Origin of the sequence: Algoriphagus machipongonensis, from assembly GCF_000166275.1 — a bacterium.
Taxonomy (GTDB): domain Bacteria; phylum Bacteroidota; class Bacteroidia; order Cytophagales; family Cyclobacteriaceae; genus Algoriphagus; species Algoriphagus machipongonensis.
The window spans coordinates 1,747,751-1,771,954 of record NZ_CM001023.1 but is presented as its reverse complement, the minus strand read 5'-3'; the positions used below and the strand labels follow the sequence as shown (position 1 = coordinate 1,771,954).

The 24,204-nt window shown below is 39.1% G+C and carries 22 protein-coding genes and 1 tRNA gene; 8 read left to right on the top strand and 15 right to left on the bottom strand.

Features of this window, described 5'->3' with window-relative positions:
• Positions 1–9: 9 nt before the first annotated feature.
• A complete protein-coding gene (locus ALPR1_RS07670; RefSeq protein ID WP_008199708.1) occupies positions 10–951 on the top strand; it encodes a PliI family lysozyme inhibitor of I-type lysozyme in 942 nt (313 codons plus the stop codon).
• Between the two features lie 69 nt (positions 952–1,020).
• Complete coding sequence (locus ALPR1_RS07665) at positions 1,021–1,608, top strand: hypothetical protein (RefSeq protein WP_008199707.1); 588 nt, start codon at positions 1,021–1,023, stop codon at positions 1,606–1,608.
• An 18-nt stretch (positions 1,609–1,626) separates the two neighbouring features.
• Here ALPR1_RS07665 and ALPR1_RS07660 read toward each other — a convergent pair whose 3' ends face one another.
• From ALPR1_RS07660 to ALPR1_RS07630, 7 genes are all read right to left on the bottom strand, one after another.
• Positions 1,627–3,288, bottom strand: coding sequence for an FAD-dependent oxidoreductase (locus ALPR1_RS07660; protein WP_008199705.1), 1,662 nt, complete (start codon positions 3,286–3,288; stop codon positions 1,627–1,629).
• A gap of 177 nt (positions 3,289–3,465) precedes the next feature.
• Positions 3,466–5,406 carry a c-type cytochrome gene (locus tag ALPR1_RS07655; RefSeq protein WP_008199703.1) on the bottom strand — a complete coding sequence of 647 codons (1,941 nt, stop codon included), beginning with the start codon at positions 5,404–5,406 and terminating at the stop codon, positions 3,466–3,468.
• An 18-nt stretch (positions 5,407–5,424) separates the two neighbouring features.
• Positions 5,425–7,212: a 3-keto-disaccharide hydrolase gene (locus ALPR1_RS07650; protein ID WP_050776376.1), complete on the bottom strand. Its 1,788-nt coding sequence runs from the start codon at positions 7,210–7,212 to the stop codon at positions 5,425–5,427.
• 122 nt (positions 7,213–7,334) lie between these two features.
• On the bottom strand, positions 7,335–8,957 hold the full coding sequence (locus ALPR1_RS07645; protein ID WP_008199700.1) for a RagB/SusD family nutrient uptake outer membrane protein: 1,623 nt from the start codon (positions 8,955–8,957) through the stop codon (positions 7,335–7,337).
• Positions 8,958–8,970: 13 nt separating this feature from the next.
• Positions 8,971–12,222, bottom strand: a complete 3,252-nt coding sequence (locus ALPR1_RS07640; RefSeq protein WP_008199699.1) for a SusC/RagA family TonB-linked outer membrane protein — start codon at positions 12,220–12,222, stop codon at positions 8,971–8,973.
• Positions 12,223–12,411: 189 nt separating this feature from the next.
• Complete coding sequence (locus ALPR1_RS07635) at positions 12,412–13,494, bottom strand: FecR family protein (protein WP_008199698.1); 1,083 nt, start codon at positions 13,492–13,494, stop codon at positions 12,412–12,414.
• Between the two features lie 154 nt (positions 13,495–13,648).
• Complete coding sequence (locus tag ALPR1_RS07630) at positions 13,649–14,242, bottom strand: RNA polymerase sigma factor (RefSeq protein WP_008199697.1); 594 nt, start codon at positions 14,240–14,242, stop codon at positions 13,649–13,651.
• A 373-nt stretch (positions 14,243–14,615) separates the two neighbouring features.
• On the opposite strand from ALPR1_RS07630, the gene ALPR1_RS07625 reads away from it, so the two are divergent.
• Complete coding sequence (locus tag ALPR1_RS07625) at positions 14,616–15,011, top strand: heme-binding domain-containing protein (protein WP_008199696.1); 396 nt, start codon at positions 14,616–14,618, stop codon at positions 15,009–15,011.
• Positions 15,012–15,482, top strand: a complete 471-nt coding sequence (locus tag ALPR1_RS07620) for a heme-binding domain-containing protein (RefSeq protein ID WP_008199695.1) — start codon at positions 15,012–15,014, stop codon at positions 15,480–15,482.
• Between the two features lie 285 nt (positions 15,483–15,767).
• Here the strand turns inward: ALPR1_RS07620 and ALPR1_RS07615 are convergent, their stop codons facing one another.
• The 6 genes from ALPR1_RS07615 to ALPR1_RS07590 all read right to left on the bottom strand — a co-directional run bounded on the left by ALPR1_RS07615 (position 15,768) and on the right by ALPR1_RS07590 (position 18,500).
• Positions 15,768–16,007: a GIY-YIG nuclease family protein gene (locus ALPR1_RS07615; protein ID WP_008199694.1), complete on the bottom strand. Its 240-nt coding sequence runs from the start codon at positions 16,005–16,007 to the stop codon at positions 15,768–15,770.
• A gap of 608 nt (positions 16,008–16,615) precedes the next feature.
• Positions 16,616–16,855 carry a GIY-YIG nuclease family protein gene (locus ALPR1_RS07610; protein ID WP_008199692.1) on the bottom strand — a complete coding sequence of 80 codons (240 nt, stop codon included), beginning with the start codon at positions 16,853–16,855 and terminating at the stop codon, positions 16,616–16,618.
• Between the two features lie 321 nt (positions 16,856–17,176).
• Complete coding sequence (locus ALPR1_RS07605; protein WP_008199692.1) at positions 17,177–17,416, bottom strand: GIY-YIG nuclease family protein; 240 nt, start codon at positions 17,414–17,416, stop codon at positions 17,177–17,179.
• A gap of 260 nt (positions 17,417–17,676) precedes the next feature.
• Positions 17,677–17,751 (bottom strand) — tRNA-Pro (locus ALPR1_RS07600).
• Positions 17,752–17,825: 74 nt separating this feature from the next.
• Positions 17,826–18,053: a hypothetical protein gene (locus tag ALPR1_RS07595; protein WP_008199690.1), complete on the bottom strand. Its 228-nt coding sequence runs from the start codon at positions 18,051–18,053 to the stop codon at positions 17,826–17,828.
• Between the two features lie 153 nt (positions 18,054–18,206).
• Complete coding sequence (locus ALPR1_RS07590; RefSeq protein WP_008199688.1) at positions 18,207–18,500, bottom strand: hypothetical protein; 294 nt, start codon at positions 18,498–18,500, stop codon at positions 18,207–18,209.
• A gap of 120 nt (positions 18,501–18,620) precedes the next feature.
• Between ALPR1_RS07590 and ALPR1_RS07585 the strand changes: the two genes are divergently transcribed.
• The 4 genes from ALPR1_RS07585 to ALPR1_RS07570 are packed head-to-tail and all read left to right on the top strand — an operon-like array spanning position 18,621 to position 21,076.
• Positions 18,621–19,070: a DM13 domain-containing protein gene (locus ALPR1_RS07585; RefSeq protein ID WP_008199686.1), complete on the top strand. Its 450-nt coding sequence runs from the start codon at positions 18,621–18,623 to the stop codon at positions 19,068–19,070.
• A 10-nt stretch (positions 19,071–19,080) separates the two neighbouring features.
• Positions 19,081–19,980: a hypothetical protein gene (locus tag ALPR1_RS07580; RefSeq protein ID WP_008199685.1), complete on the top strand. Its 900-nt coding sequence runs from the start codon at positions 19,081–19,083 to the stop codon at positions 19,978–19,980.
• Positions 19,977–20,618 carry a Crp/Fnr family transcriptional regulator gene (locus ALPR1_RS07575; protein WP_008199683.1) on the top strand — a complete coding sequence of 214 codons (642 nt, stop codon included), beginning with the start codon at positions 19,977–19,979 and terminating at the stop codon, positions 20,616–20,618. The genes ALPR1_RS07580 and ALPR1_RS07575 overlap by 4 nt, the downstream gene beginning before the upstream one ends.
• A complete protein-coding gene (locus ALPR1_RS07570; protein WP_008199682.1) occupies positions 20,615–21,076 on the top strand; it encodes a hypothetical protein in 462 nt (153 codons plus the stop codon). Before ALPR1_RS07575 ends, ALPR1_RS07570 begins: the two co-directional genes overlap by 4 nt.
• 408 nt (positions 21,077–21,484) lie before the next feature.
• On the opposite strand, the gene ALPR1_RS07565 is transcribed toward ALPR1_RS07570, so the two are convergent.
• Positions 21,485–22,939: a sensor histidine kinase gene (locus tag ALPR1_RS07565; protein WP_008199680.1), complete on the bottom strand. Its 1,455-nt coding sequence runs from the start codon at positions 22,937–22,939 to the stop codon at positions 21,485–21,487.
• A gap of 9 nt (positions 22,940–22,948) precedes the next feature.
• A complete protein-coding gene (locus ALPR1_RS07560; protein WP_040302634.1) occupies positions 22,949–23,647 on the bottom strand; it encodes a response regulator transcription factor in 699 nt (232 codons plus the stop codon).
• Positions 23,648–24,204: the final 557 nt, after the last annotated feature.

Sequence of the window (24,204 nt, the reverse complement as noted above, 5' to 3'; positions counted from 1 at the left end):
CTTTTTTGCATGATCTCATGTTCACCAGACTCTGAAAATAAGGAAACAGAAAAAGAGGTTGTAATTGAAGAAGCTGAGGAAACTTCACTTGAAAATTTCATTGGGGATTATGTTACCTCAGGTTACTTTCAGCGAGAAGATGGATATGATTGGACTGTAGTGAGGATTCTCCCTGGAGACCAGAATAAACTTATTGGGGAAGTAAGCTCAAGATCTGACCTTAAAAGACCGAGTTGCTCGGCAGCCTTCGAACTTCAACTGAATGACTCTTCCAATTTGGAGGCCATGTTGATGAATCAAAAAGTGTTTTTTCTTATCAATGGAGACAGCTTGGAGATTCAAACAGAAACCGAAGAAGGAGAAAATGCACTTCATTTCTTTTGTAATGGTGGGGCAAGTTTAGCAGGGACTTATACTAAGCTAGAGGAGGATTTGGATTCCAGCCAGTATATGAATTACACTTTCGAAGAGGAATTGAGTCTGCAAAAAATAAAATTCGATATTAAAGCCACGGAGCAAAACCCATACACTACTCTCCTAGTACAGCCGGAGGGTCTTGAAATTTCAAATGAAGCGGTAGTGCAGAAAGTAGATGGCGGATACCTAAAATCTGAGATAGAAGATCTCAACAGTGACGGCTGGCCCGAAATATTAATCTTTTTTAATTCCTATGGTATGGAAATGAAGGGTATGGTTGTTGGATTTTCTGTGAATAATGGAAAATCGATGAGCCAAATCAGTATGCCTGAACTTAGTGAAGAGGCTTCCCAAGGTTTTCGGGGTCAGGATCAATTTGAAATTGTAGAAAATTCATTGGTTCAGAGATTTCCTATTTATGAACAAAAAGGAGAAGACTGGGTTCAGACGGGAAAAACTAGACAAGTCCAATATAAACTTAGGGATGGAGAAGCATCTCGACAATTCTTCGAAACCAACATTTCCGAGTATTGAGATAGAGTTCAGTATTGAAAAGAGTTTCGGAAATAAAATGTAAATTGAATAACCCAAAACCATTTTACTATGAGAACTCTAATCGCATTTTTCCTAACACTTTTCATCAGCCCATTTGGATATTCCCAGGTAATCCCATCCAAGGAGGTTCAGATCAAAACTGCAATCCTGGCTGCTCCTGAGGAGAAAAGAGAGGGTGCAATGGTATACGGATACGATTCAAATGGAGAATTTACTGTTTTAAAAAATGGCAGTAATGAAATGATTTGCATCGCTGATAACCCAGAAACAGAGGGGTTTAGTGTTGCAGCCTATCCTAAAGACCTTGAAGCCTTTATGGCACGTGGCAGAGAATTAAAAAAAGAGGGAAAATCATTTCAGGAAATATTTGATACCCGAGAAGCGGAAGCCAAAAGTGGTACTTTAAAAATGCCTGAAGAAGGAGCAACTTTATATGTTCTAACCGCTGAAAAAGAGGACTTCAACGCTACTACCGGAGATGTTTCTAACACCTACTTGCGCTATGTTGTTTATATCCCTTGGTCCACTCCAGAAACCACAGGGTTACCGCTAAAACCCAGTGCTCCAGGAATGCCTTGGATTATGGATCCAGGAACCCACAGAGCACATATCATGATTACACCTCCGAGAAATTAAATCGAGAATTTTATTATCCTACAGTTGATCATTCAATTCCAATACTTGGTTTTCCTGGTGGAGCATTTTCTTTAACTCCTGGAAGTCAACATCTTGGACAGCTTGTTGATTATCTATGGCAAGCGAGGCGGCTACTGCTGCGGATTGACCAAGGATCATAAATACAGGTTCCATCCGGATGGAACCAAAGGCAGTATGTGAACTGGAAACACAGACAGGAACTAAAAGATTACTGCACTCTGATTTCTTAGGCAACAAAGTACCATAAGAAATGCTATATGGCATTTTTGGGTGGACACCAATATCTCCTTCATTTTGCACATGCCCCTCGGCTGTTACAAAACGCTGAACATTATGAGAGTCCAATGAATAGGAACCCATTCCTATGGGCTGAGGTACTGCTCGATTCCCGAGAACTTCATGCTCCGTCATCACATAATCCCCAACCATTCGCCTAGCCTCTCTCACATAGATTTGGTGGGGCCAATGACCATTGTCTTGAAATTCGTCTTTGGCAAGCCCCCATTGAGCCATTTCCTCTCTAATTTTTTCAGGGACACTGGGGTCATTCGCTAAAAAGTACATCAGACCCTTTTGATAATTGATATGATCCAATAATATCTCTTCTCTCTCTTCATAGCTCGCCTCAGGATAGGCATAATTTTTCCCTATGTAATCGGTGCTAAAAGGGCCATGATTATTCGTATCTGTTTTAAGGTTTGGGATGGGGTCAAACTTATCAAAAGTTTCATCCCAACCTGCTTCATAAACTCTTGCCAGTAATTCATACCTGGCTGGATCATATCCTTCGGGTTTTTCAAAGGGAACTCGGTTGTCCGGGTGTCTACTGAGACACATTCTATAATTATAGGCTTGCAATCGTTTATCTGCCGTTCCATTTTTTCCTGGAGGAATTGCAACTACCTCTGCCACCAAGCCGCTGGTAGGGTCTCCCGGGGTTTGATAAGCACTGATCGAATCTTGGAAATAGTGTCTATGTTGATAAACTCCAACTTGTACTCCATTCCAAGTTTCGCCATATAGTTCATTGCTCTCCCTGCCTACAAGGTAGCTTACTCCAGCTGCTGCCATCAAATCACCTTCATAAGTCGCATCAATAAAAATTTTTCCTTGAAAGACTTTTCCTGACAAAGTTTGAATAGAGGTTATTCTTCCCCCTTCTTTTTTAACTCCATTGGCACGGTCCAACCATTCATCTCTCAACACCTCCAATTCATTTTCCACTACAAAATCCTCAAAAACTTGTTCTGCAGCATGGGGCTCAAAAATCCACATGGTTCTTGAATCTCCATCTATTGCAGGAGTTCCTTGTCCTTTATTCCCATATTCTTCTTTGGCTTGCCACTTCCAAGAAGAATCTTGCTGGTAATGGTCATATATCCGGCTGTAAAATTCTCTTGCTAAACCACCAATTACAGCTTTATTACCTGTGTCAGTAAAACCTAAGCCACTTGAAGATAATCCTCCCAAATGTTTATCCGGAGAAACCACAATCACAGATTTCCCCATTTTCTTTATTTGAACAGCTGATGTAATTGCGGCTGATGTACCTCCGTAGATAATGACATCTGCTTGATATTCTTCTACACCAGCTTTCTCTTCTGTTGTAGAACATGAAAAAAATACCAGGATCAGGGCTAGGAAAAAATATTTAGGCATGGGTTATTGGTTGGGTTCTAAGAATAGTCAATTATTAATCGATCATTTGTCTACTTCCAATTTATGAAAAAGATAATATCTCTCATATAATATGAGTTAGCCACCTATTACCCAAGCCAATTAAAAACAAAAAAACCGCAGCCAATCGTGACTGCGGTTTCCTTCAAATAGGAATTCTTAATTCCCGTTTAGAGAATTAATCCATCTTGCAATTTTAAGTGCATCTTCCTTCTTAACCTGTGGCATTGGTGCCATAGGAGTGGCATAATCAGGCCAGTTTTCAGGTTGAGGGTTATATATTAATTCTACAATTTTCTCAGGAGTATATCCTCTTTCTGCAATTTGCTTGAATGGAGGTCCCACTACTTTTTTGTCTGTAGTGTGGCAAGCAGTACAGGTATTCTTCGCAAGCAAAGTTTTAATCTCTGCATCAGAAGGAATCGCAGTTTTTGCTGCTACTTCTACCTTTTCAGTCGCTTTTGCTACTACTTTAGGCGCAGGCTTAGATTCCTTTACTGGCTCAGGCTTTGGCTTGATAACCATTTTGCTTCCACTTGGAATCTGATTCAAGGTATAATAAGCATCTGGGTGAACCAAAGAGAAGCTACCGTCTACAGCTCTCACGCCATTTAGGCTAATTTTGTGAACAAAATAAGGTCTCAATCCATCTACAGCAATTCTTGCTGACATTCCATCTTCTGCAACTTCTACTCCTAAAATCTCAAGTTCTTTGATATCCACTGGTGGGCTACCATATACCGGATGATATTTATAGGTAAAGCTTTCAACAGCATATGATGTTAGATCCTCTGCAGAAGCTTTGTCAACTGGCTTGGTAAACTCTACTAAGAATCCATCAGGCTGAGCCTTTACAGTTCTCATCTCAAATGGAATATTATGATTCCAAACTAATCTTTGTAAGCCTTCATTTGCTTCACCTGCAGAACCCCAACCACGGTTGGTCTCTCCAATAAACAATGAATTATCAGGTGCCCAAGCCATTCTCAAAATTCCAGACTGGAAACCAGATCTAAAATCAATAGAAGCACCTTGCATTACGCCATTTACTTCTTCAAGAATCACTCGCATGATTTTACTTTGCCCTTGATCGCCTATCAAAACCTGTCCTTCAAAAGGTCCAAAGGTTCCTTCAGGAATCAGGATTGGCTCAGAATTGGAAATACCTTGAATTCCATGTGGCAACCAAATTGCCGGCAACTTCAGGTCAGGAAGTTTTTCCTTCGCCTGAGCGTTTGTAATGTAGGGAGCATCCACCACATTTTCTGGCTTTAAATAGCCTCCGTTACCGTTCGGTACTTTTTGTGGATCTACCACTTGATTAAATTCCTCAACAGTCAACTTTAATGGAGAATCTTCTCTTCCTGTCCAAGCAAGTCCTGCTGGGTGTCCTGTAAAATCACCTTTGTCGATGAACCAAAGTCCACCAGACCCCATATAATCACCTTGATTTTCAGTGTAGACCAATTGATCACCAAGCATGCCCAAACCTGCAGGAGATCTCATCCCTGTAGCATAAGGTTCCATGCTTCCATCACGATTGATTTTCATGATCCATCCTCTCATTGGAACACGGCTTTCACCTCTCCACCATTCTTGATTACCGAAGGCAACATTCGCAGATACATAGAAAGATCCATCAGGACCCACCTTAGGACCAAAGCTGTATTCATGGTAGTGTGCAGAAAGTGGCCAAGCATATACCGTCTCATACAAATCAGCCTTACCGTCTTGGTCAGTATCTACCAATTTGGTCAACTCACCTCTTTGTGCTAGGTAAAATGCTCCATCTTCGTATACCAATCCCAAAATCTCATGAAGTCCAGAAGCGAACTTTCTGAAGAATGGTCTTGGGCTGGTTGGGTTTTCTACAATAAATACGTCACCTCTTCGAGTTGCAACACCCAGATCGCCATTTGGCAATACCGTCAGACCTCCCACTTCTAAAAGTGTTCCTTCTGGAGCCGTCACTCGCATGATTTTAAAGAAATCCTCCTCTTTAGGAGATTCCTGTGCTTCAACATGCCCTGGCATCAGCTGAATAATCGCAGCTAGTCCAAAGGCAATTTTTGTGAATTTATTTTTTAATAATGTTTTCATCTTTGCGCTGTCCTTGGATTAAAAGAGAAGATTATAAACGATGTTTCCCTTTGCAGGCAAGAAAATTCCAGATTCATCATTTGATGAGTTTGTCACCGGAGCTCCATATGTACCTTCATCGTATTGGAGATATACTCCAGTTTCAGGTAATAAATAATATCCTTTAGCAACTTTTTGAATTTCTACTCCATCAGCTACTTTGTAGAAACCATTTCCAATTCCTGAAACAGTTCTACTAATTCCCTTACCAGACTCCAAAACTTTGATCTCGTCAGTAACGGCGTTGCCAGAAAGCAGGTAATTGAACACCATGTCTTCAGAACCATTTTTCAATTGATATCCTTTTGTTCTGAATTCTTCTGAAGTTTGGTAATCGGCATTAACGGCATTGATCGCTGGGGTGCTCAAATTAATTAAAGCACCTTGTGGCACTGATACTCCGTTTCCTCGGCTATTCCACATAGGTGTCGCATCTAGAAACTCTCCTCTCCAAACTTGAATTAAGGTTCCTGTTTCCATGTCATAGGCATAGTTCACCTTTTCTTCACTGGCTACAGAAACGACATGACTCAATCTTTTAAAGTCAGGAAAATCTCTGAAACTTCTCAAAACAGGAGTTTCAGAAGCATCTACTAAAATCGGGTCAGTTGCTTGATTTGCGCCAGCTTGTGACACCAATAATTCGGTATTTCTTAGGCCTGGTCCAGAAATATATAAGTTAAACCCATCCACAGACCAGTTTCTATTTTTTGAAGCAATAATATGAATTGGATTGTCTCCAGCATTTAATTGCTTTTTAATTCTTACACCTCTATTGCTAAGGTCTGAGACTGTTTCATTCCCAACTGCAAGACCTGACAATCCTCCTGGTACTTGAAGAGTGATAAAGTATTCACCAGTTTCGGCAACGTTTAAGTTCGCATCGATCTTTGTCAAATTTACACCTGATACAGATGCAGGAATTTCATTCAGTGAAGCTACAGTTCCTTTTGCTTTTGCAGTTTTACCGCTTAAGTCTTCCAGATTATTGAAAGAACCTTGAAAAGTCTCGTATGAAACGTTTGAAATTTTTGGACTTGCCGCATCGTAGGGTGTGATTACGACATTTCTAAATGCGACCGCTCCATGATCACCTTGAATTCTAAGGGGTCCCTCGGCTACATCCTCTCCTGTAAGAGATCCACGAGTAGGTCCAAAAACCTCTAAATTTTCATGGATAGTTACTCCATTTAATGCTACATAAAGGAATCTAGCATTTTCGATTTTCTCACCATTGGAATTGAACTTGGCTGCTTGGAAGGAAACGTCCAGCTTTTGCCAAACTCCAGGTGCTTTACTTGCATTCTGTCGAGGAGCATATCCCTGATAACCTTTTTGGCCATCTGGTTTACTTTCGTCCCAACGTTGGTAAATCCCTCCGTTGTCACCTGGCTTAGAAGCTGTAGATGTCCAGCTATCCAGGATTTGAATTTCATAATTTCCTTGAAGGTAAACACCCGAGTTTGAATTAGGGGCTACCATAAACTCAAGAGATAGATCCACATCACCAAATTTCTCAATGGAGATCAGGTCAGCTCCTGGCTTCTTTTTAGTGGGTAAATTTGCGAAAACTCCAGAACCATCTGCGGCTTGAAGTTCATTAGGAACAGTTGGGTCAGCCCAAACTTTTCCTACTTCTGACCAACTGCCTTTGTTCCCTTCAAAGGAGTTTAGGTCAAGTTTGACAGGATTTTGCTGTGCTTGTAGGGCGCCGATCTGAAGTGCCAGGGCAGCCGTAAACAAGCAAACATGTTTGTTCAAAATCATTTGATTAGATAATTAATTAATAACAAGTGGTTATTATGGCTTTATATAAGAAGAAGTCTTGTAGGAAAGCAAAAACCTTCCCACAAAACTTCTTATTTAACCCTGGCTATCTATACTTTAGATTAATAACCTGGGTTTTGAACTAGATTAGGATTCAAAGCAAGGTGAATATGAGGAATTGGGAACAATGCTCTCGTTGGTTCGGAAGCATCCTTATCCCACCAAGTTCCAGAAGTAAATTCACCGAATCTGATTAAATCAGCTCTTCTTTTGCCCTCAAAGATAAACTCTCTACCTCGTTCTGCAAGCAGTTCGTCTAATGTTAATGTAGAAGTTGTATATGCTTCACTTGACCAATCAGCATCATCAAAAGCTCTTTTTCTTGATTCGTTGATTAATGCAACAGCCTCAGATGTAGCTGCTCCACCATTTTTTCTCATCAATGCTTCTGCTTTGTTGAAGTAAATTTCAGTCAAACGATAAATCACATAATCATTCTCCCAGTAAGTACCTTCTTCATCAGAAGTTCCGGATCTATATTTATTAAATCTTGCACCGGAGTTTTCTTCACCTTCTGTCATAGATCCTTCACCAGTTGCTCCTTCAGAATTTCTACGGATATTATTCACGTATACCAAAGGCTGATCTGCCCACTCCTCAGTTCCTAGGATTGGCTCACCAGTTTCGTAATCATATTGCGGTCCAAATAGGAACCACTCCTGCTTTCTCATATCATTTTCTTCATATGCATCGAATGCATTTGGAGTTACCACAAATGCATTCCAGCCACTATAAGTAACATTCAAAGCACGTGACATATTTCCATATCCAAAGAAGAAACCAGCCCAGTTGAAAGTAAATCCACCATCACGGCTAAAAGCAAATTGGAAGATGTTTTCTGGTGAGTATTGATTTTGATTGCTGAAAGGACCTAGAATAGACGGATCTAAACTCATATTTCCAGTCAAGCTTCCACCTTCACCATTGATTACTTTATCAGAATATTTGATACAATCATCATATCTCGGAGTACCAGCCCAAACCTCAGCATTTAGATAAAGTTCAGAAAGCATTGCATAACCAGCGGCTTTAGAAACTCTTCCTACCAATGCCTGAGAAAGTGGCTGTAGTTTTTCAACATTGTCCAAGAGCTCTTGCTCCACAAACTGGAATACTTCTGCACTTGAACTTGTCTCTGGGTTAAGAGGTTCACCCACCGTGGTCACGATAGGCACATTACCCCACATATCCATGATTTTCATGTAATGGAATGCACGCATTACTCTTACTTCAGCAAGAATTGACTCCATCTCTGCTTCTGTCAGACCTGCTGCAGCATAATCCACATCTTCGAAGTCTGCTAAAAGGGCATTGACATAGCCTAATCCCTCCCACATTAGACTCCAGGAACCTCTCAATCGGTTTTCCTGTGGAGTCCACTCATGGCGGTGTAAACGAACGTGATCACCACCATCATATCCATGACGACCTTTTTGAGGCCAAGCAATTTGATCTGCAGCAGATTCTGTGTGATAGTAATAGCCACTTTGTCCCGTAGGAGCAAGCCAAGCCTGCATATGGGTAAATGGTCTAAGTACACCTTGCATAATTTCTACTTTACTGTTGTAGAAATTATTTTTTGATAATTCGCTGTATATCGTCTCATCCAAATCGGTACAAGATACCGTAGCCAAAAGGGCAACTGGAGTTAAAGCAGCGGATAGTTTATTGAAATATTTTCTCATGATTTCTCCTTAATTAAAATCCAATATTTAGACCTACTGTAAAACTTTTAGTACGAGGGTAGAAACCTCTGCCATCTATACCTGTAGTAAATCCAGCATCCTGAAGTTCAGGATCAAGACCTGAATATCCTGTGAAGGTGGCGATATTACGCCCTGCAGCATATACGCGAAGGTTTTTCACATACTTACCATCTACTTTAAATGTATAGCCCAATGTAATATTGTCAAGCTTCACAAATGATCCATTCTCTAAATAGTAATCAGAGTATTGAGGGTCATCATCTAACTCCACGTGCTTGTTAACAGCACTTGAAAGCAAGTTATTTGGCAACCATCTCTTATTTCCAAAGTACATCTCCTTGGTATTCAAGATATCAAAGTCAAATTTACCTCTGAAGAATACAGTGAAATCAAAACCTTTGTATCTGAAGACATTGTTTAATGATGCCATATACTTAGGTACACCGTTACCGATGATAGTCAAATCTTCCTGACTCATCTCACCAGCAGTACCAGTAGATCCATCAGCTTTGTAGAATAACCATTTTCCATCTTCGTTGAATCCTGCGAATTTTTTACCATAGAAGTTACCTACAGCTCCACCTTCTTCTACTCGGATAGCATTACCCAAATTACCTGGGCTAGGAAGTCCTCCTGTTTCAATCCAAGAAACAGTGAACACATCGTTTGAAAGAGATGTAATTTCATTGATCTGCGTATTTGCAGTCAAGTCCATTTGCCAAGTGAAATCCCCTCTCTCCATGATCTGAGAACTTAAGTAAAGCTCAATACCTCTGTTATTGATAGTACCCACATTGGTAAACAATGAACCTTTTACAAAAGCAGGTTGCTGCGCTGTGTAGTTATAAAGAAGATCTTCCGTATTTCTTGTGTAGAAGTCCAATGAACCCGTCAGCTTTCTGTTGAATAGTAAGAAGTCAAAACCAAGGTTCCACTCTTTCTTTTTCTCCCATCTTAAGTCAGGGTTTGGATTTCTAGCTGCTCCATAAGTTTGGTAGTAAACACCTTCTTGTGGGTAAACTCCACCAGTACCCAAAGTCACAAGAGAAAGATAGTTTCCGATACCCTGGTTACCAGTAACACCATATCCTAATCTCATTTTCAAGTTGTTCACAGTAGAACTACTGCTCAAAAAGCTTTCTTCAGATAAAGCCCAACCTACAGATACCGCAGGGAAATTACCCCATTTGTGGTTTTCTCCGAATTTAGATGAACCTTCTCTTCTCAAAGTAGCCTGAGCAAAATACTTATCCTTATAAGAATAGCTTGCTCTACCAAAGAATGCGATCAAGGTATTGTCATCCTTAAAGGAATCCATCCCTGGTCTTGGAAGTAACGTATTGTTGATAGCAGAACCAGCAGACAAGTTCCAATCCAAGAATCCATCAGTAGTAAAACCACTGTTGTTTACATTGAATGTTTCAGTAGTAAAATACTGGTAGCTATACCCACCAATCACATCTAAACTGTGATCCAAATTGAAAATTCTCTTATAGTTTACTGTCGCCTCTAAGGTATTATTCCAGTTTATATAATTGTATTTGGAAGCATAACCGGTTCCTTGATATTGGGAAGCAGGTCTGTTCGCAAAGTCATTCATTGACTGGTAATAACGATCATTGTAAGTACGTCTCTGATGTGCTCCAAATACAGAAGCTGTCAAACCTTCCATGATTTCAAGTGTCAATCTCACATCACCAGATAAGTTCAATTGCTTACGCTCACTTATTCTATTGGCAAACCTCGAAAGTGGGTTGTAGTTATTGTAAGCCTCAGTTTCTACAAAAGAACCGTCCTCATTATAAATTGGAGCGGTTGGGTTTCTTTGGATGGCTTGCTCGAAGTCACCGCCTCCTCCACCAAGTCTATTTGCATCGAAAAGGTTAACAGCCATATTGGTTGCCAAGGTCAATCGATCCTGAAGACCTGTCTGGCTGAAGCTCATTCTACCACCATACTGCTTTCTGCTATTTTCTTTAGCGATACCTTCAGCATCGTTGAAGAAGAAGGAAACTCTGTAGTTACTATTTTCACTTCCACCAGAAGCTGCAAAATTGTGATACTGACTTAAGTTCTCCTTGTTTATTAGCTCGTCATATAAATCAGTAGATGTTCCAAAATCATTCTGCTCATCCACTAACCCCTGATCAATTAGATCACGGTATTCGTCAGCAGTTAAGTTATCAGGTCTTCTATCCACAAATTCTCTTTGGAAATAAGTAGAGTAATCAAATCTAGCTTGACCTGATTTTCCTTTTTTAGTTGTAATCAAGATTACACCTGCATTACCTCGAGTACCGTAAATAGCTGCTGCAGATCCATCTTTCAATACGTCAAACGTAGCGATATCATCTTGCTGCAATAGGTCAAGATTACCACCTGGAATACCATCGATGACGATCAATGGCTGAGTAGTTCCTTCCACTGAAGTAAGACCTCTAAGTTGAATATCTGTACCTGCATTTGGGTTACTACCCTGAGTTCTGATGATATTCAGACCTGCTACTTTACCTTGAATCAACTCCATTGGAGAGCGGACACCTGTCTGCACAAAATCCTCGCTTGAAACGTTTGCAACAGCAGAAGTAATCTCCTTTTTAGTTTGGGTACCATATCCGATCACAACCACTTCATTAAGCGACTGAATATCATCAAGCATGGTAATATTGAAAGTTCTTCTTTCACCTACTGCCATTTCAATGGACTCCATCCCAATAAATGAGAAGGTCAAAATGGATTCGCTAGAATTTACTTCCAAAGAAAAATTACCATCGATATCAGTTACTGTACCGTTGGTTGTGCCTTTTTCGATGATGGTCACCCCTGGAAGTGGCATGTTAGATTCATCTACTACTACACCAGAAACAGAAATCGCAGCTGCTTCTTCAATCACAACCGCAGTTTCAGGAACATAGACATCTTTCTTTCGAACAACAATATTCTCATTGATCTGTCTAAATTCCAGCTTAGTTTGACGGGATAATGTCACCAAAGCATCAAAAACATTGGTATTCACTTGTAGTGCTACCTTAGGAACTCCCTTGATTTCCTTATTGGTATAAACAAAGTTAAATCCGGAAGCAGCTTCTATTTGCTTAAATGCTTCCTCAATAGTTGCATTCTGAAAATGCATGCTCATGTACACCTCATCCATTCTTTTGTCCTGAACCTTGGCTGGATTTGCCAAAAGAACATCTAGAGTAAGGCATTTCACTAAGATTAAAAGTAAAAATCTCTTAGACATCGTTAAAATGCGTAACCGTATGTCATTTTTCATAACTTTAATTTTGGTTTAAACTATTTTGAGTGGTTTATTCTAAAATCCAGAGTGTTTTAACAAACATTCTGAAACCTCAGACTGGAGATGTTCGCGCATCTTCAGTCTTCTTGCTTTTACTTTAAGTTGGTTTTTCTGCATAAAATAAATAGGGGGTTATTGTTGAAAATTAATTTGAATCTCTTTGCCTTTTATTTCATAGTTAAACCTTGCGGTATAACTCAAGCCATCAAGAATATTATTCAAAGTCTCTCCTTTATATTTACCTGAGATCGTCAGGTTTTCGTCTTCGAAATTGAGTATTGAGATTTCTACCCCAAACCAATTTTCCAGCATCTTAACTGCTTCTGGCAATGGAGTTTTATCAAAAATGATGGTTTGGTCTAGCCAAGCCATGACTCTTTCAGAGTCAAAAGCACTTTTTTCCCAAGACTTACTATGAGCCAATGCCTGTATCTGCTCACCCGGAATCAGGTAATCCAAAAAGTCAGGTACATCTTCTGATTTCACCTCTACCTTTCCTGTAATTAATGAGATCGCAATCTTTCCTCCCTGACCTGCCTTGATATTAAAAGAAGTCCCCAAAGCCTTGGTAGAAATATCTTGGGTATGAACAATAAATGGTTTTAAGGTATCATGGGCAACCTCAAAAAATGCCTCTCCTTCCAAAAATATCTCACGGGTATCTCCTACAAAATCCTTTACATATTTAATGGTACTCCCTGAATTAAGCTTTACCACTGTACCATCACTCAATTTGAGAGAGGACTTTACTCCAGGCTTAGTCGAAAAAGTAAGCCAATGTACTTCTGGCGTTTCCTCTTCTGGTGCTTGAGAATAATACAATAAGCCTAATATTAAACCGAACACTAAAATCGCGGCAACTTTTAAGAAGTTGAATTTAGATCTAGTATTTGATTGCTGCTTTTCGAATCGGGAAATTGTAGCTTGAGAATTTAAAGGCAAACTTTCTGACTCTTCAGGAATCTTCTCATTAGTTTCAAGCTTACCTTCTATGGCATCCCAAAGCCCATCTACCTGATGCTCATCCATCTTATAATTCGAAGCTGGCATATTTAAAACAATCTGCCGAGCAACACGAATATTCTCTAAGCTCTGAGGGTTTTTATTTATATAATCCTCCCATTTTAGATTTCTCCTTTTGTTTGGAAAAAGGATCCATTCTCTAAAATCAGAGTCCAAGACAAAATCTTCTACTGTGAAATTTGATTTATCCATAATGTGGCTATTCACTACATTAAGGACAGATCATCTAAAAGTTATCCTTTAAAAAATTTATATTTTTTAACATTTCCACTTCTATCAATAATTTTCGCAATCGATTGTGAAATCTTTAAAAAAAACACTGATTACTTTCGGATTTTACTTATTATCACAAAATGAAACAATAGGTAATAAATACTAAAATTGATTTTTTCAGCGCATTGATAGCCTTCCAGGCAAGTGTGTAAGTAGAGCGTATTGTAATATCAAGTAAACGAGAGGTATCCTCGTAACTCAATTTCTCAAAATACAGGTATTGAATCACTTCTTTTTGTCTTATAGGCAAATCTTCCAGGGCTTCTCTCATTTTGGAGCTTAGCTCTGAGCTTTGTTGATCATTTATTAAATCCTGTTCCGGTGAGCTAATCAAGGTCTCTTGCTCGGACATCCAATGAATGGCAGATCGTTTCGCACTTTTCCCAAGCTCCTTTTGAATTCTATTAGAAAGGGCCTTGAAAAGGTATTGTTTAACCACTACATCCGAACAAAGCTTGGAGCGATAATTCCATAGATCAATAAAAACATCTTGGATGGAATCTTTTACGAGTGTTTCATCTGAGTGAATCCTCATCCCAAAATTGAACAAATCATGTACATGACTTCTGTAGATCGCCTCCAACGAAGATTTCTCTCCGCGTCGCAAATTTGCCCAATGATCTTGGGCTTCAAGCGCTACCGATTGAGAAGTGTTTAAAAAGGTCAATTCTATTTTGAGTTAATGAAATTTCTGCCAAGTTAAGTGAAATTTTAAAACCATTTTGGTTGGTTTAGCCGAAAAGCATTTTCACTTTAAAGTGAACAAACAAATAAAAAAAATTACAATTTTCCATTTTTCCCCGGATAAAACATTGAATAAAAGAGTATTAATACATAGTTTAAAAATCTTTTTTTTACTTTCATACTAACAAAAAGTCATTTCAAACTATAAAATTCACCGCGACACAGAGCGTGCTTAAACCATATATAATTTTATTATTGAACCATTTATCAAATTTTTATACATATTTATTGTCAATAAAACCTTATTGTATCTATTTAACGTATTAATTCCAAAACAATCATTTCAACCCACAACTATGAAAAAAACTTCTTTACTATTCGGAGCAGCTATAACCGGGCTGCTATTTTTCCAGGCCACTCAAAAGCCTGAAGCAGAAAGCCACCCTGAACTACTAGGTTTAGGCCCCAAATTACCCACTGAGGTAAAGGCTGTCGTAGAGCAAAAATGCTATGGTTGCCATAATGAGGAGGCAAAAAATGATAAAGGGAAAGAAAAACTGGATTGGGACAAATTTGAAGACTCCAAAAAATCCAAGCAGTTTGCTACCATGTCTAAAATCAGTGAAGTGTTAGAGGAAGGTGAAATGCCACCTAAAAAGTTTTTGGAATTTAAGCCAGAAGGGGCTTTGACTGATGAGGAGAAGACCATCCTATTGGATTGGAGTACTCGCAAGAAGAAAAACGGAGAGTAAATGAAGATTTGGCAATACCTTATCTTGGGATTAGGAATCATACTCCTTGCCATCCAATTTGTTCCAAATCAACTACCTGAGGTATCAAATGAAAATCCCCAAGATCTCATGGGATCGGGACTAGTAGATGGCGAGGTTTCCAATCTACTAAAAACAGCTTGTTATGATTGTCATAGCAATACCACCAAATACCCTTGGTATTCTTATGTTGCCCCTGCTTCCTGGCTAGTAGCAAAAGACACCCGAGAAGGTAGAGAAGAAGTCAATTTTTCTCAATGGACAGAGGTAGATATGATGGATAAATTGGCGATACTAGATGATATTATAGAAGAAGTAAAGGAGGAACATATGCCTTTACCAATTTATTTGACCATGCATTCAGAAGCCAAATTAGACGATAGTCAAAGGCAGTTAATTATAGAGTGGGCTGAGGCGGCAATGGATATCGTAGTAGAGGAAGAAGATGAATAAAAATTAAAACTACTTTACCTTGATGGATTCGTTTGATTTCAAGCGAATCCATTTTTTTTAATATGGATTAAAATCTTAAAGTTATACGGATAAGAAGTCCCATGATCTAGGGTCAGGTTTGAAAATCCTGCATTGCTGGGACAGCTTATAATTAGTTTACTGTCCACAATTCTTCTGCTATTTCTATAAAAAAAGCAGTTCCGAAGAACTGCTAATATGTTTAGTCGGGGTGGCGGGATTTGAACCCACGACCCTCCTGACCTCAGTCAGGATACGCAAACCGGACTACTCTAGACTTACCAAATATCTCTTTGCACCGAGGTTCTTGATCTTTTTTTCCAAAATCATCGCTTCACTCCTGCTATTACAATAAATCGAATGAATAAGCTTCCAAGGGCAACCAGTTCTTGTAAACCTTTCTCGACCTTGGTTATGCCTTGAAAGCCGACTATTTAAGTCTCTGGTTTGCCCAACATAATACTTACCTAGTTTATCAGAAAAGAGAATGTACACGGTGAACTCCATAAAAAATAATTGCTTTAAATTGAAGCGAACCAGATCACTACCGATTTAAAAGCTTATCTGATTTCTTCTAAAAAATACTAAAAAAGCAGTTCCGAAGAACTGCTAATATGTTTAGTCGGGGTGGCGGGATTTGAACCCACGACCCTCCTGACCTCAGTCAGGATATGCTAACCGGACAGCTTATGATTTGTTAACTGTCCACAATTCTTCTGCTATTTCTATAAAAAAAGCAGTTCCGAAGAACTGCTAATATGTTTAGTCGGGGTGGCGGGATTTGAACCCACGACCCTCCTGACCTCAGTCAGGATACGCTAACCGGACAGCTTATGATTTGTTAACTGTCCACAATTCTTCTGCTAATTCTATAAAAAAAGCAGTTCCGAAGAACTGCTAATATGTTTAGTCGGGGTGGCGGGATTTGAACCCACGACCCTCCTGACCTCAGTCAGGATACGCTAACCGGACAGCTTATGATTTGTTAACTGTCCACAATTCTTCTGCTAATTCTATAAAAAAAGCAGTTCCGAAGAACTGCTAATATGTTTAGTCGGGGTGGCGGGATTTGAACCCACGACCCTCCTGACCTCAGTCAGGATACGCTAACCGGACTACTCTAGACTTGCCAAATATCTCTTTGCACCGAGGTTCTTGATCTTTTTTTCCAAAATCATCGCTTCACTCCTGCTACTACAATAAATCGAATGAATAAGCTTCCAAGGGCAGCCAGTTCTTGTAAACCTTTCTCGACCTTGGTTATGCCTTGAAAGCCGACTTTTTAAGTCTTTGGTTTGCCCAACATAATACTTACCTAGTTTATCAGAAAAGAGAATGTACACGGTGAACTCCATAAAAAATAATTGCTTTAAATTGAAGCGAACCAGATCACTTGCGATTTAAAAGCTTATCTGATTTCTTCTAAAAAAACTAAAAAAAAGCAGTTCCGAAGAACTGCTAATATGTTTAGTCGGGGTGGCGGGATTTGAACCCACGACCCTCCTGACCTCAGTCAGGATATGCTAACCGGACAGCTTATGATTTGTTAACTGTCCACAATTCTTCTGCTATTTCTATAAAAAAAGCAGTTCCGAAGAACTGCTAATATGTTTAGTCGGGGTGGCGGGATTTGAACCCACGACCCTCCTGACCTCAGTCAGGATACGCTAACCGGACTACTCTAGACTTGCCAAATATCTCTTTGCACCGAGGTTCTTGATCTTTTTTTCCAAAATCATCGCTTCACTCCTGCTACTACAATAAATCGAATGAATAAGCTTCCAAGGGCAGCCAGTTCTTGTAAACCTTTCTCGACCTTGGTTATGCCTTGAAAGCCGACTTTTTAAGTCTTTGGTTTGCCCAACATAATACTTACCTAGTTTATCAGAAAAGAGAATGTACACGGTGAACTCCATAAAAAATAATTGCTTTAAATTGAAGCGAACCAGATCACTTGCGATTTAAAAGCTTATCTGATTTCTTCTAAAAAAACTAAAAAAAAGCAGTTCCGAAGAACTGCTAATATGTTTAGTCGGGGTGGCGGGATTTGAACCCACGACCCTCCTGACCTCAGTCAGGATATGCTAACCGGACAGCTTATGATTTGTTAACTGTCCACAATTCTTCTGCTATTTCTATAAAAAAAGCAGTTCCGAAGAACTGCTAATATGTTTAGTCGGGGTGGCGGGATTTGAACCCACGACCCCACGCCCCCCAGACGTGTACGCTAACCGGACTGCGCCACACCCCGAATAAGGCACGAAATTAATGTTTTGTCTTTTATTCCAAAGCATTTTGGGCAAATAAAAAAAACCAAAGCTTAAATCAATCCTCTGAGCCGGAGAATATCGCCTGGAAACTGGAGGAGCCACATTTTCTACATAAACTGGCATTACTGTTCAAATCCAATGCTTTCCGCATCGCTTCCTTACCATTATTATAAGGTCCTAAATACTCTCTGTCATGAAGATCTGGGATCATCTCACATTCTCTTTCGTGAATTTCAAATTTCCCATTATCATTTGGAATGGAGGATATATAAAAGAATTTCATATTCAAAAATTTACTATCCCCCAAATCTACAAGACCTTTAGCTGCCAAAAAATACCCAATATTGGGTATTTTTTGAGCTAATTATGTCTAAACATAGAATTTTTCATACACATTAATAATTCTTTGACAAACAATTTAAAGCTGATTCCCTCTTTAGAAATCCTCCCAAAATCTTTCTAAAAGCATTTCCCACTCCTCATCTAAACTGAGGTTAGGTCGTTTTTCACTTGCCCTCCTATACCAATAATCCGCATTCCATTGATCTCCTTCTTTCCTATGTAAATATGCATGAACTCTAGCTGCTGTTTCACCAGCTAATTGATCTACTTGATCATGAGAGGTATCCCAATCTCCTTTCCCATCAAAATACAGAGCTTTCAGTTCTGGAGAGAAGGATGATAAGGGTTCATTCAATGCCAAAAACCTATCTATTTCTTTCTTTTCCATCCTATCTTTTTAATGCTAAACCTTAAAGCAAAGTCATTTTTGCGACAAAAGCTTTATCCTTCCGTGATTTTTTTGTGATACCCTAAAGTCAATTTTGGATATCACAAAACCTACAAAATCATGAAAAAGATCATTCTCTTATTTTACCTCACATTTTTAGGACTCGTTGCTTGCTCAGATGATCCAGACCCAGTAACCATAGACCCTACTCTTCCTCAAGGCAACTTTTCCGTGCTTAGGATGGGTAGCTTTATGGATCAAAATGGAGCTGGTTCCACTGGCACAGCTTCCATAGGAGTGGACTCTGAAGGAACTGAATTCTTAGAGTTTGGAGATAGTTTTAACACCGCTCTTGGAACAGGCACAGTGACCGTATTCCTTTCTACCTCCGACACTTTTAATGCAGATCCTGGAAACGGTAACCCTGATCTACTTGCCCTAGGAGTAGTAAGAGATTCTGGAACCAATTATTTCATGCTTCCTTCTGGCTCTATGTCTGAAAAATACACTCATGTCATTCTATGGTGCGGTTCAGTCGGAATTCCATTTGGCTATGCACCGCTTAATTAATCCTTGAAAAATGAAGACTAATTATTGGTTAGGTAGAGTAAATCAGCTCAAAGCATTTTGCTTTGGGTTGATTTTCCTATTGCCTAACCTTCCTTCGCAGGCTCAAAGCGGATGGACTAAAGCAAAAGGAGAAGGTTTTTTCCAGATGAGCTTTCAATCCCTTGTATCAGAGGATTATTTCACTCTGGATGGAGAGCTTTTGGAAACAAATAAATTCTCTCAACATTCACTGGTCTTATATACAGAGTATGGAATCACTGACAAGTTTACCATTATTGCCAACTGGCCATTACAAACCTGGAATGGATTTGAAACCACTGAAACAGTCAGTGGACTTGGGGATTTAAAAATAGAACTCAAACATGCCATTCTAAAGAAATATCTCCCCTTAAGCATTTCCATTACCCCCGAAATCCCCATAGGTAGGGCAAATCATTTTGCACAAAGTAAAGTCAACGATTTTGAACAAATAAACCTTCCTTCAGGAGATGGTGAATTTAATGTATGGGGCACTTTGGCAAGTTCATTCGCTCTCCCAAACGCACCTTTATATGGAAGCATCTTTGGCACTTATAATTATAGAACTCAATACAATGACATCCAGTTTTCTGATCAATATGGCTTTGGAGCAGAGCTGGGTTATCAAATCGCAGGAAAGGTATGGGTAAACGCCAAACTGAATGCATTAAAGTCCACGCAAGAAGTGGTTACGGTAACTGATTTTGTCAGAGGGGATGGTACAGAATTCACCAGCTATAGCTTTGGAGCTAGCGTCCCCATTTACAAAGAATTTCACTTAAGCCTATCCTACAGGAATTTTACAGACTGGATTTTTGAAAGAAAAAACATCTACTCCTCAGGAGTGATTGGCTTTGGTGTGTATTACCAACTTATACCAGACAAAAAATGAACTTAATCCAAACAACTGACTTACCCCATTTACAGGGAAGTTCCTCTTTTCCTGATTTTAAGATCTTCAGAAAAGGAGACCGCATTTATAGTCAAGGAGAAATATCGGAAGGATATTATCTTTTGAAAAAAGGAACAGTCAAGCTTCATAAAAAGCTTCCCAAAGGATCCCAAACAATCATGAGAATTGTCTTTGAAGGAGAAATTTTTGGAGATGGATTCTCCAATCAAAATCAAAGCAACCTTAATTCTGCACTGGTCATAGAAGAAGACACTTTAGTGCAAAAACTTGATTCTCCTAAAATAAACACGCTAGAGATCAAGCATCAATTCCATTTACAATTACAAGAGCAGAACAATCAAATGGCTGTTCGGCATAATCGCTTTTTGGCCTTGGAAGCAGAAGAAAGAATTACATCTCTTTTATACGATCTCGCTATCAAAAAGGGTAGGAAATTTGGTGACGAAACCCTGCTCAAAATCAATTTAACACATGAAGAAATAGCCTTCTTAGCCGATACCAGTAGACCTGTGGTCTCAAAAATCTTATCCTCTTTAAAGAAAAGTGGCTTAATCAACTACAGTAGAAACAGGTTCCTTTTTAGGAATATAGCTCAATTTAAACCCCTGATATCATGAAAAAATTAATGCATCTAACTACTGCCCTCTCATTTATCCTGTTTTTATTTTCCTGTTCTTCTTCCACAGCAGACATGAACCCTTCCCTTCCTGCCCCTGAAACAGAAATAAATCCAGTTGGCACGCTTGCTGTCATTAAAGAGGGGATGCTAATGCCTCAAAGCGGCACCAATACCAAAGGAATGATAGAAATTGTTTCTGACGAGGAAGAAAATTACTTTCTTCGATTGGGAAATGATTTTTTATCTGATTTTCACACCGGTACGGTCACTGTCTATCTTTCCACTTCCAATCAATTGAATCTCAGCGCTTCAGAATCGTTTCAATTGGTCGGAGTCGTCAACGATGCTGGAGAGCATTTTTTCAATCTTTCAAAATTACCTGAATCAAAATTCAGCGATGGCATCATATGGTGTGGCGCAGCAGGTATACCTTTTGGATACGGTTCCTTCGAATGAAACGAACAAATTTAATTGGCAACATCAAGTTTTATTTTTGAATAAACTTGGGTTGCTAATTTTATTTAAAATGTATATCCGCTTTTATTCCAGTAATTATCCATAAGCATTATAAGATTTGGTTCCATCTTGCTGGCAAAACGATCTGTCTCAGTAATAAAACCCCGGGCCAGCGCTTGGAGAAATCTAATCCATTATTACCCAGGGTTGAAACCCTGGGTAATAAAGCTTTGACCCCAATGGGGTCTGAAATTTCTTAATTAATTATATGTATCACCATTTTTTACCAATAAGTATTCAAAAGCATCATATGATAAAGAGATCATAAAAATTTTGCTTGCTTCTATCTTCTGGCAAGGTGAGCAAAGAAATTTTGGGCACTGGCAAGATTCCGGATAATCACATTATTTAAACTTCTGCAGGAAGGTCAAATCCAAATTCAGTATAGGATACGGAATCCGATTCGATTTCAATCTGAGATCCATGGACCTCCAAAATTCTTTTCACAATGGCCAAACCAAGCCCAGAACCTTCTATTCCTTTTCTTTCCTTATCAATCATATAATACCGATCGAAAATAGATTCCAAATCCTTCTGAGGAATTCCCGAACCCGAATTTCTGATTTTGATACTCACTCCCCCATTAGACTCACAAGCGTCAATTAAAATCTCTCCATTTTTGGGAGTGTACTTCACAGCATTGTCCAACAGATTTTGTATGACTCTATCCATTAAGTACAAATCGGCTTTCACTAAAGGGAGGTTTTGACAGATTTGAGTTGTTATCTTAATATCCTTAGACTGAGCCAACAATTCATATTTTAAAGAAGAATCATATAAAAGCTCCTGAATTTTCATTCGCTCCATTTTTAAGCTCATCTGTCCTGACTCCAGTTTTGAAAGATCAAATAGATCAGAAACAAGTTGAGAAAGCTTATCAGTAGAAGCTCCAATAATCTTCAGGTATTTCTCCCGATCTTCCTCGCTTACGGAATCTCCTTTTATCTGAAGAGTTTCTACATAGCCGTTAATAATGGCAAGGGGATTTCTAAGATCATGCGAAACATTTGCTATCAATTCCCTTCTAAGACTATCGACTTTTTTCAACTCTTCTATATTACCCAGAATCGTATCTGCCATATGGTTAAAGGTGTTACCTAAAACGGCGAGTTCAGATTCTGATTTTGCCTCAGGAACTCTCGCATGGAGGTCCCCATCCCTAAACTGCTCCACAGCTTGAACAATCTTTCGCAAATGCCGAGTCAGCAAACCAAAAAGCACCAATCCTATCAGCAAAGCGACTACCATGGTAATCAATATGGACTCAAAGGTGAGTTTCATCCAATAACTCCCCAATAACCCGGAGGCTATGGTTTCAAATTTTTCACTAGCCAAAATGATATAGACATAGCCTAGTAACTGGTCTTCTTCATAAACTGCCGTTGCGGAGAAAACTGACTTTTCACCAGGGTTCCTAGGATCTTCTCCCAAAACAAATTCTTCACCTCCGGTTGATAAAAAATCCTCCACAGGGTCTAAATCAACTCTTTTTAATTTGACGAGTTTATCCAACACGACAAAAGACAGGATTTCCCCCTCAGGATCCAGCAAATAAACTTCTATCCCTGGGTTGACAGCCATCATGGAATGCATGATGGTTCCAAGTGCCTCTTCATTCACCTTTCCATTTAAGAAAGGATTCACTTCTTTGATCAGGTAATCTGCCACAGTAGCATTAAGCCTTTGTGTAGTTTCCTGAAAATACCTTTGGGCAGTAGTGGCAGTAATAAACACATAAGAGCAACCCACAATCAATAGCACCAAGGCAAAACTTACAGATATCCTCCAGAATAAACTTTTCATAGTCCTTGTTTATAATTCATCATTAAAACGATATCCTACTCCCCAGGTAGTCAAAATGAAATTGGGGTTATTTGGGTCTTTTTCAATCTTAGCTCGTAATCTATTGATATGTGCATTGACCGTATGTTCATATCCCGAAAAGTCATAGCCCCAAATCAATTCCAGCAATTCTCCCCTGCTGTAACTTCTTCCGGGGTTTTTAGCCATCAAAACCAGAAGGTCAAATTCTTTTGGGGTCAAATCCATCCTTTTTTCATCAAGAAGAACCTTTCTCTTCTTTTCATCTATCTCTAGGGAATTAAATTGGAGCTGATCAGCTTCCTTGGAAGCTACCATGTTAAATTGATCCTGCCTTCTCATGATAGCTTTTACCCGGGCGATAAACTCTCTAATCTTGAAAGGTTTGGTAATGTAATCATCAGCCCCAGACTCCAGTCCGATCACCTTATCAATCTCTTCAGACTTGGCAGTGATCATTAATATAGGAGTGAAATTATCCAAGGCTCTCAACTTTTGGCAAATCGCTATGCCATCCATTTCTGGCAACATGATATCTAAAATTATCAGGTCAAAAGGATTGGAATTAGCGATTTCAAATCCTTCCCTGCCATGGTTACAGACTTGAATCTGATAACCTAAATCATTTAAATGAATTTGAATCAGGTGACTGATATTAGGATCATCTTCGACTACTAATACTTTTTTCATTTTCAATAAATTGAGCTTGAAATTAGATTTTAATCATCACGAAACTATCACAATGGAAGGAAATCAATCCTAAAGCCTTAAAGCTGTGGGCACAAAGCCCTTTATAATTTACAAAATTTCCACAGCTTCAACTGATTGAACATTCCTTTAAATAGCTTCAAGTCAACCAGGGTTTACTCACTTACAATTTAAATACGGTTTACGTCCCTCTTTTTCCATCCAAATTCACTATAGCTACAGGCAGATTGAATACAGGTAGCTCAAGAAACAGCCAAACCAAAGCTTACCTATTGGATATTAGATAGTTAGAACAATCACTTTGTTATAATTATTAAAAACCACCTCTCAAGCTCATAACCTGTGATTTTGTGCCTTGTATTCTAAAAAACTACCGAATTAAAATATTCACCTCAACTGCCTGAATTTCTGATTTTTCAGTAAAAAGTAAGCATGCCTACCCAAATCAAAGCTAAGAACTGAATATATTATCATATCCTTAATAAAATTGGCTTATTCCCGAGCAAAACCACTATTTATACTGAGTTGGAGGGTTCAAG

Coding starts and splice junctions, on each gene's coding strand:
- ALPR1_RS07670 (WP_008199708.1), top strand. CDS start 10: ATGATCTCATGTTCACCAGACTCTGAAAATAAGGAAACAGAAAAAGAG.
- ALPR1_RS07665 (WP_008199707.1), top strand. CDS start 1,021: ATGAGAACTCTAATCGCATTTTTCCTAACACTTTTCATCAGCCCATTT.
- ALPR1_RS07660 (WP_008199705.1), bottom strand. CDS start 3,288: ATGCCTAAATATTTTTTCCTAGCCCTGATCCTGGTATTTTTTTCATGT.
- ALPR1_RS07655 (WP_008199703.1), bottom strand. CDS start 5,406: ATGAAAACATTATTAAAAAATAAATTCACAAAAATTGCCTTTGGACTA.
- ALPR1_RS07650 (WP_050776376.1), bottom strand. CDS start 7,212: ATGATTTTGAACAAACATGTTTGCTTGTTTACGGCTGCCCTGGCACTT.
- ALPR1_RS07645 (WP_008199700.1), bottom strand. CDS start 8,957: ATGAGAAAATATTTCAATAAACTATCCGCTGCTTTAACTCCAGTTGCC.
- ALPR1_RS07640 (WP_008199699.1), bottom strand. CDS start 12,222: ATGTCTAAGAGATTTTTACTTTTAATCTTAGTGAAATGCCTTACTCTA.
- ALPR1_RS07635 (WP_008199698.1), bottom strand. CDS start 13,494: ATGGATAAATCAAATTTCACAGTAGAAGATTTTGTCTTGGACTCTGAT.
- ALPR1_RS07625 (WP_008199696.1), top strand. CDS start 14,616: ATGAAAAAAACTTCTTTACTATTCGGAGCAGCTATAACCGGGCTGCTA.
- ALPR1_RS07620 (WP_008199695.1), top strand. CDS start 15,012: ATGAAGATTTGGCAATACCTTATCTTGGGATTAGGAATCATACTCCTT.
- ALPR1_RS07615 (WP_008199694.1), bottom strand. CDS start 16,007: ATGGAGTTCACCGTGTACATTCTCTTTTCTGATAAACTAGGTAAGTAT.
- ALPR1_RS07610 (WP_008199692.1), bottom strand. CDS start 16,855: ATGGAGTTCACCGTGTACATTCTCTTTTCTGATAAACTAGGTAAGTAT.
- ALPR1_RS07605 (WP_008199692.1), bottom strand. CDS start 17,416: ATGGAGTTCACCGTGTACATTCTCTTTTCTGATAAACTAGGTAAGTAT.
- ALPR1_RS07595 (WP_008199690.1), bottom strand. CDS start 18,053: ATGAAATTCTTTTATATATCCTCCATTCCAAATGATAATGGGAAATTT.
- ALPR1_RS07590 (WP_008199688.1), bottom strand. CDS start 18,500: ATGGAAAAGAAAGAAATAGATAGGTTTTTGGCATTGAATGAACCCTTA.
- ALPR1_RS07585 (WP_008199686.1), top strand. CDS start 18,621: ATGAAAAAGATCATTCTCTTATTTTACCTCACATTTTTAGGACTCGTT.
- ALPR1_RS07580 (WP_008199685.1), top strand. CDS start 19,081: ATGAAGACTAATTATTGGTTAGGTAGAGTAAATCAGCTCAAAGCATTT.
- ALPR1_RS07575 (WP_008199683.1), top strand. CDS start 19,977: ATGAACTTAATCCAAACAACTGACTTACCCCATTTACAGGGAAGTTCC.
- ALPR1_RS07570 (WP_008199682.1), top strand. CDS start 20,615: ATGAAAAAATTAATGCATCTAACTACTGCCCTCTCATTTATCCTGTTT.
- ALPR1_RS07565 (WP_008199680.1), bottom strand. CDS start 22,939: ATGAAAAGTTTATTCTGGAGGATATCTGTAAGTTTTGCCTTGGTGCTA.
- ALPR1_RS07560 (WP_040302634.1), bottom strand. CDS start 23,647: ATGAAAAAAGTATTAGTAGTCGAAGATGATCCTAATATCAGTCACCTG.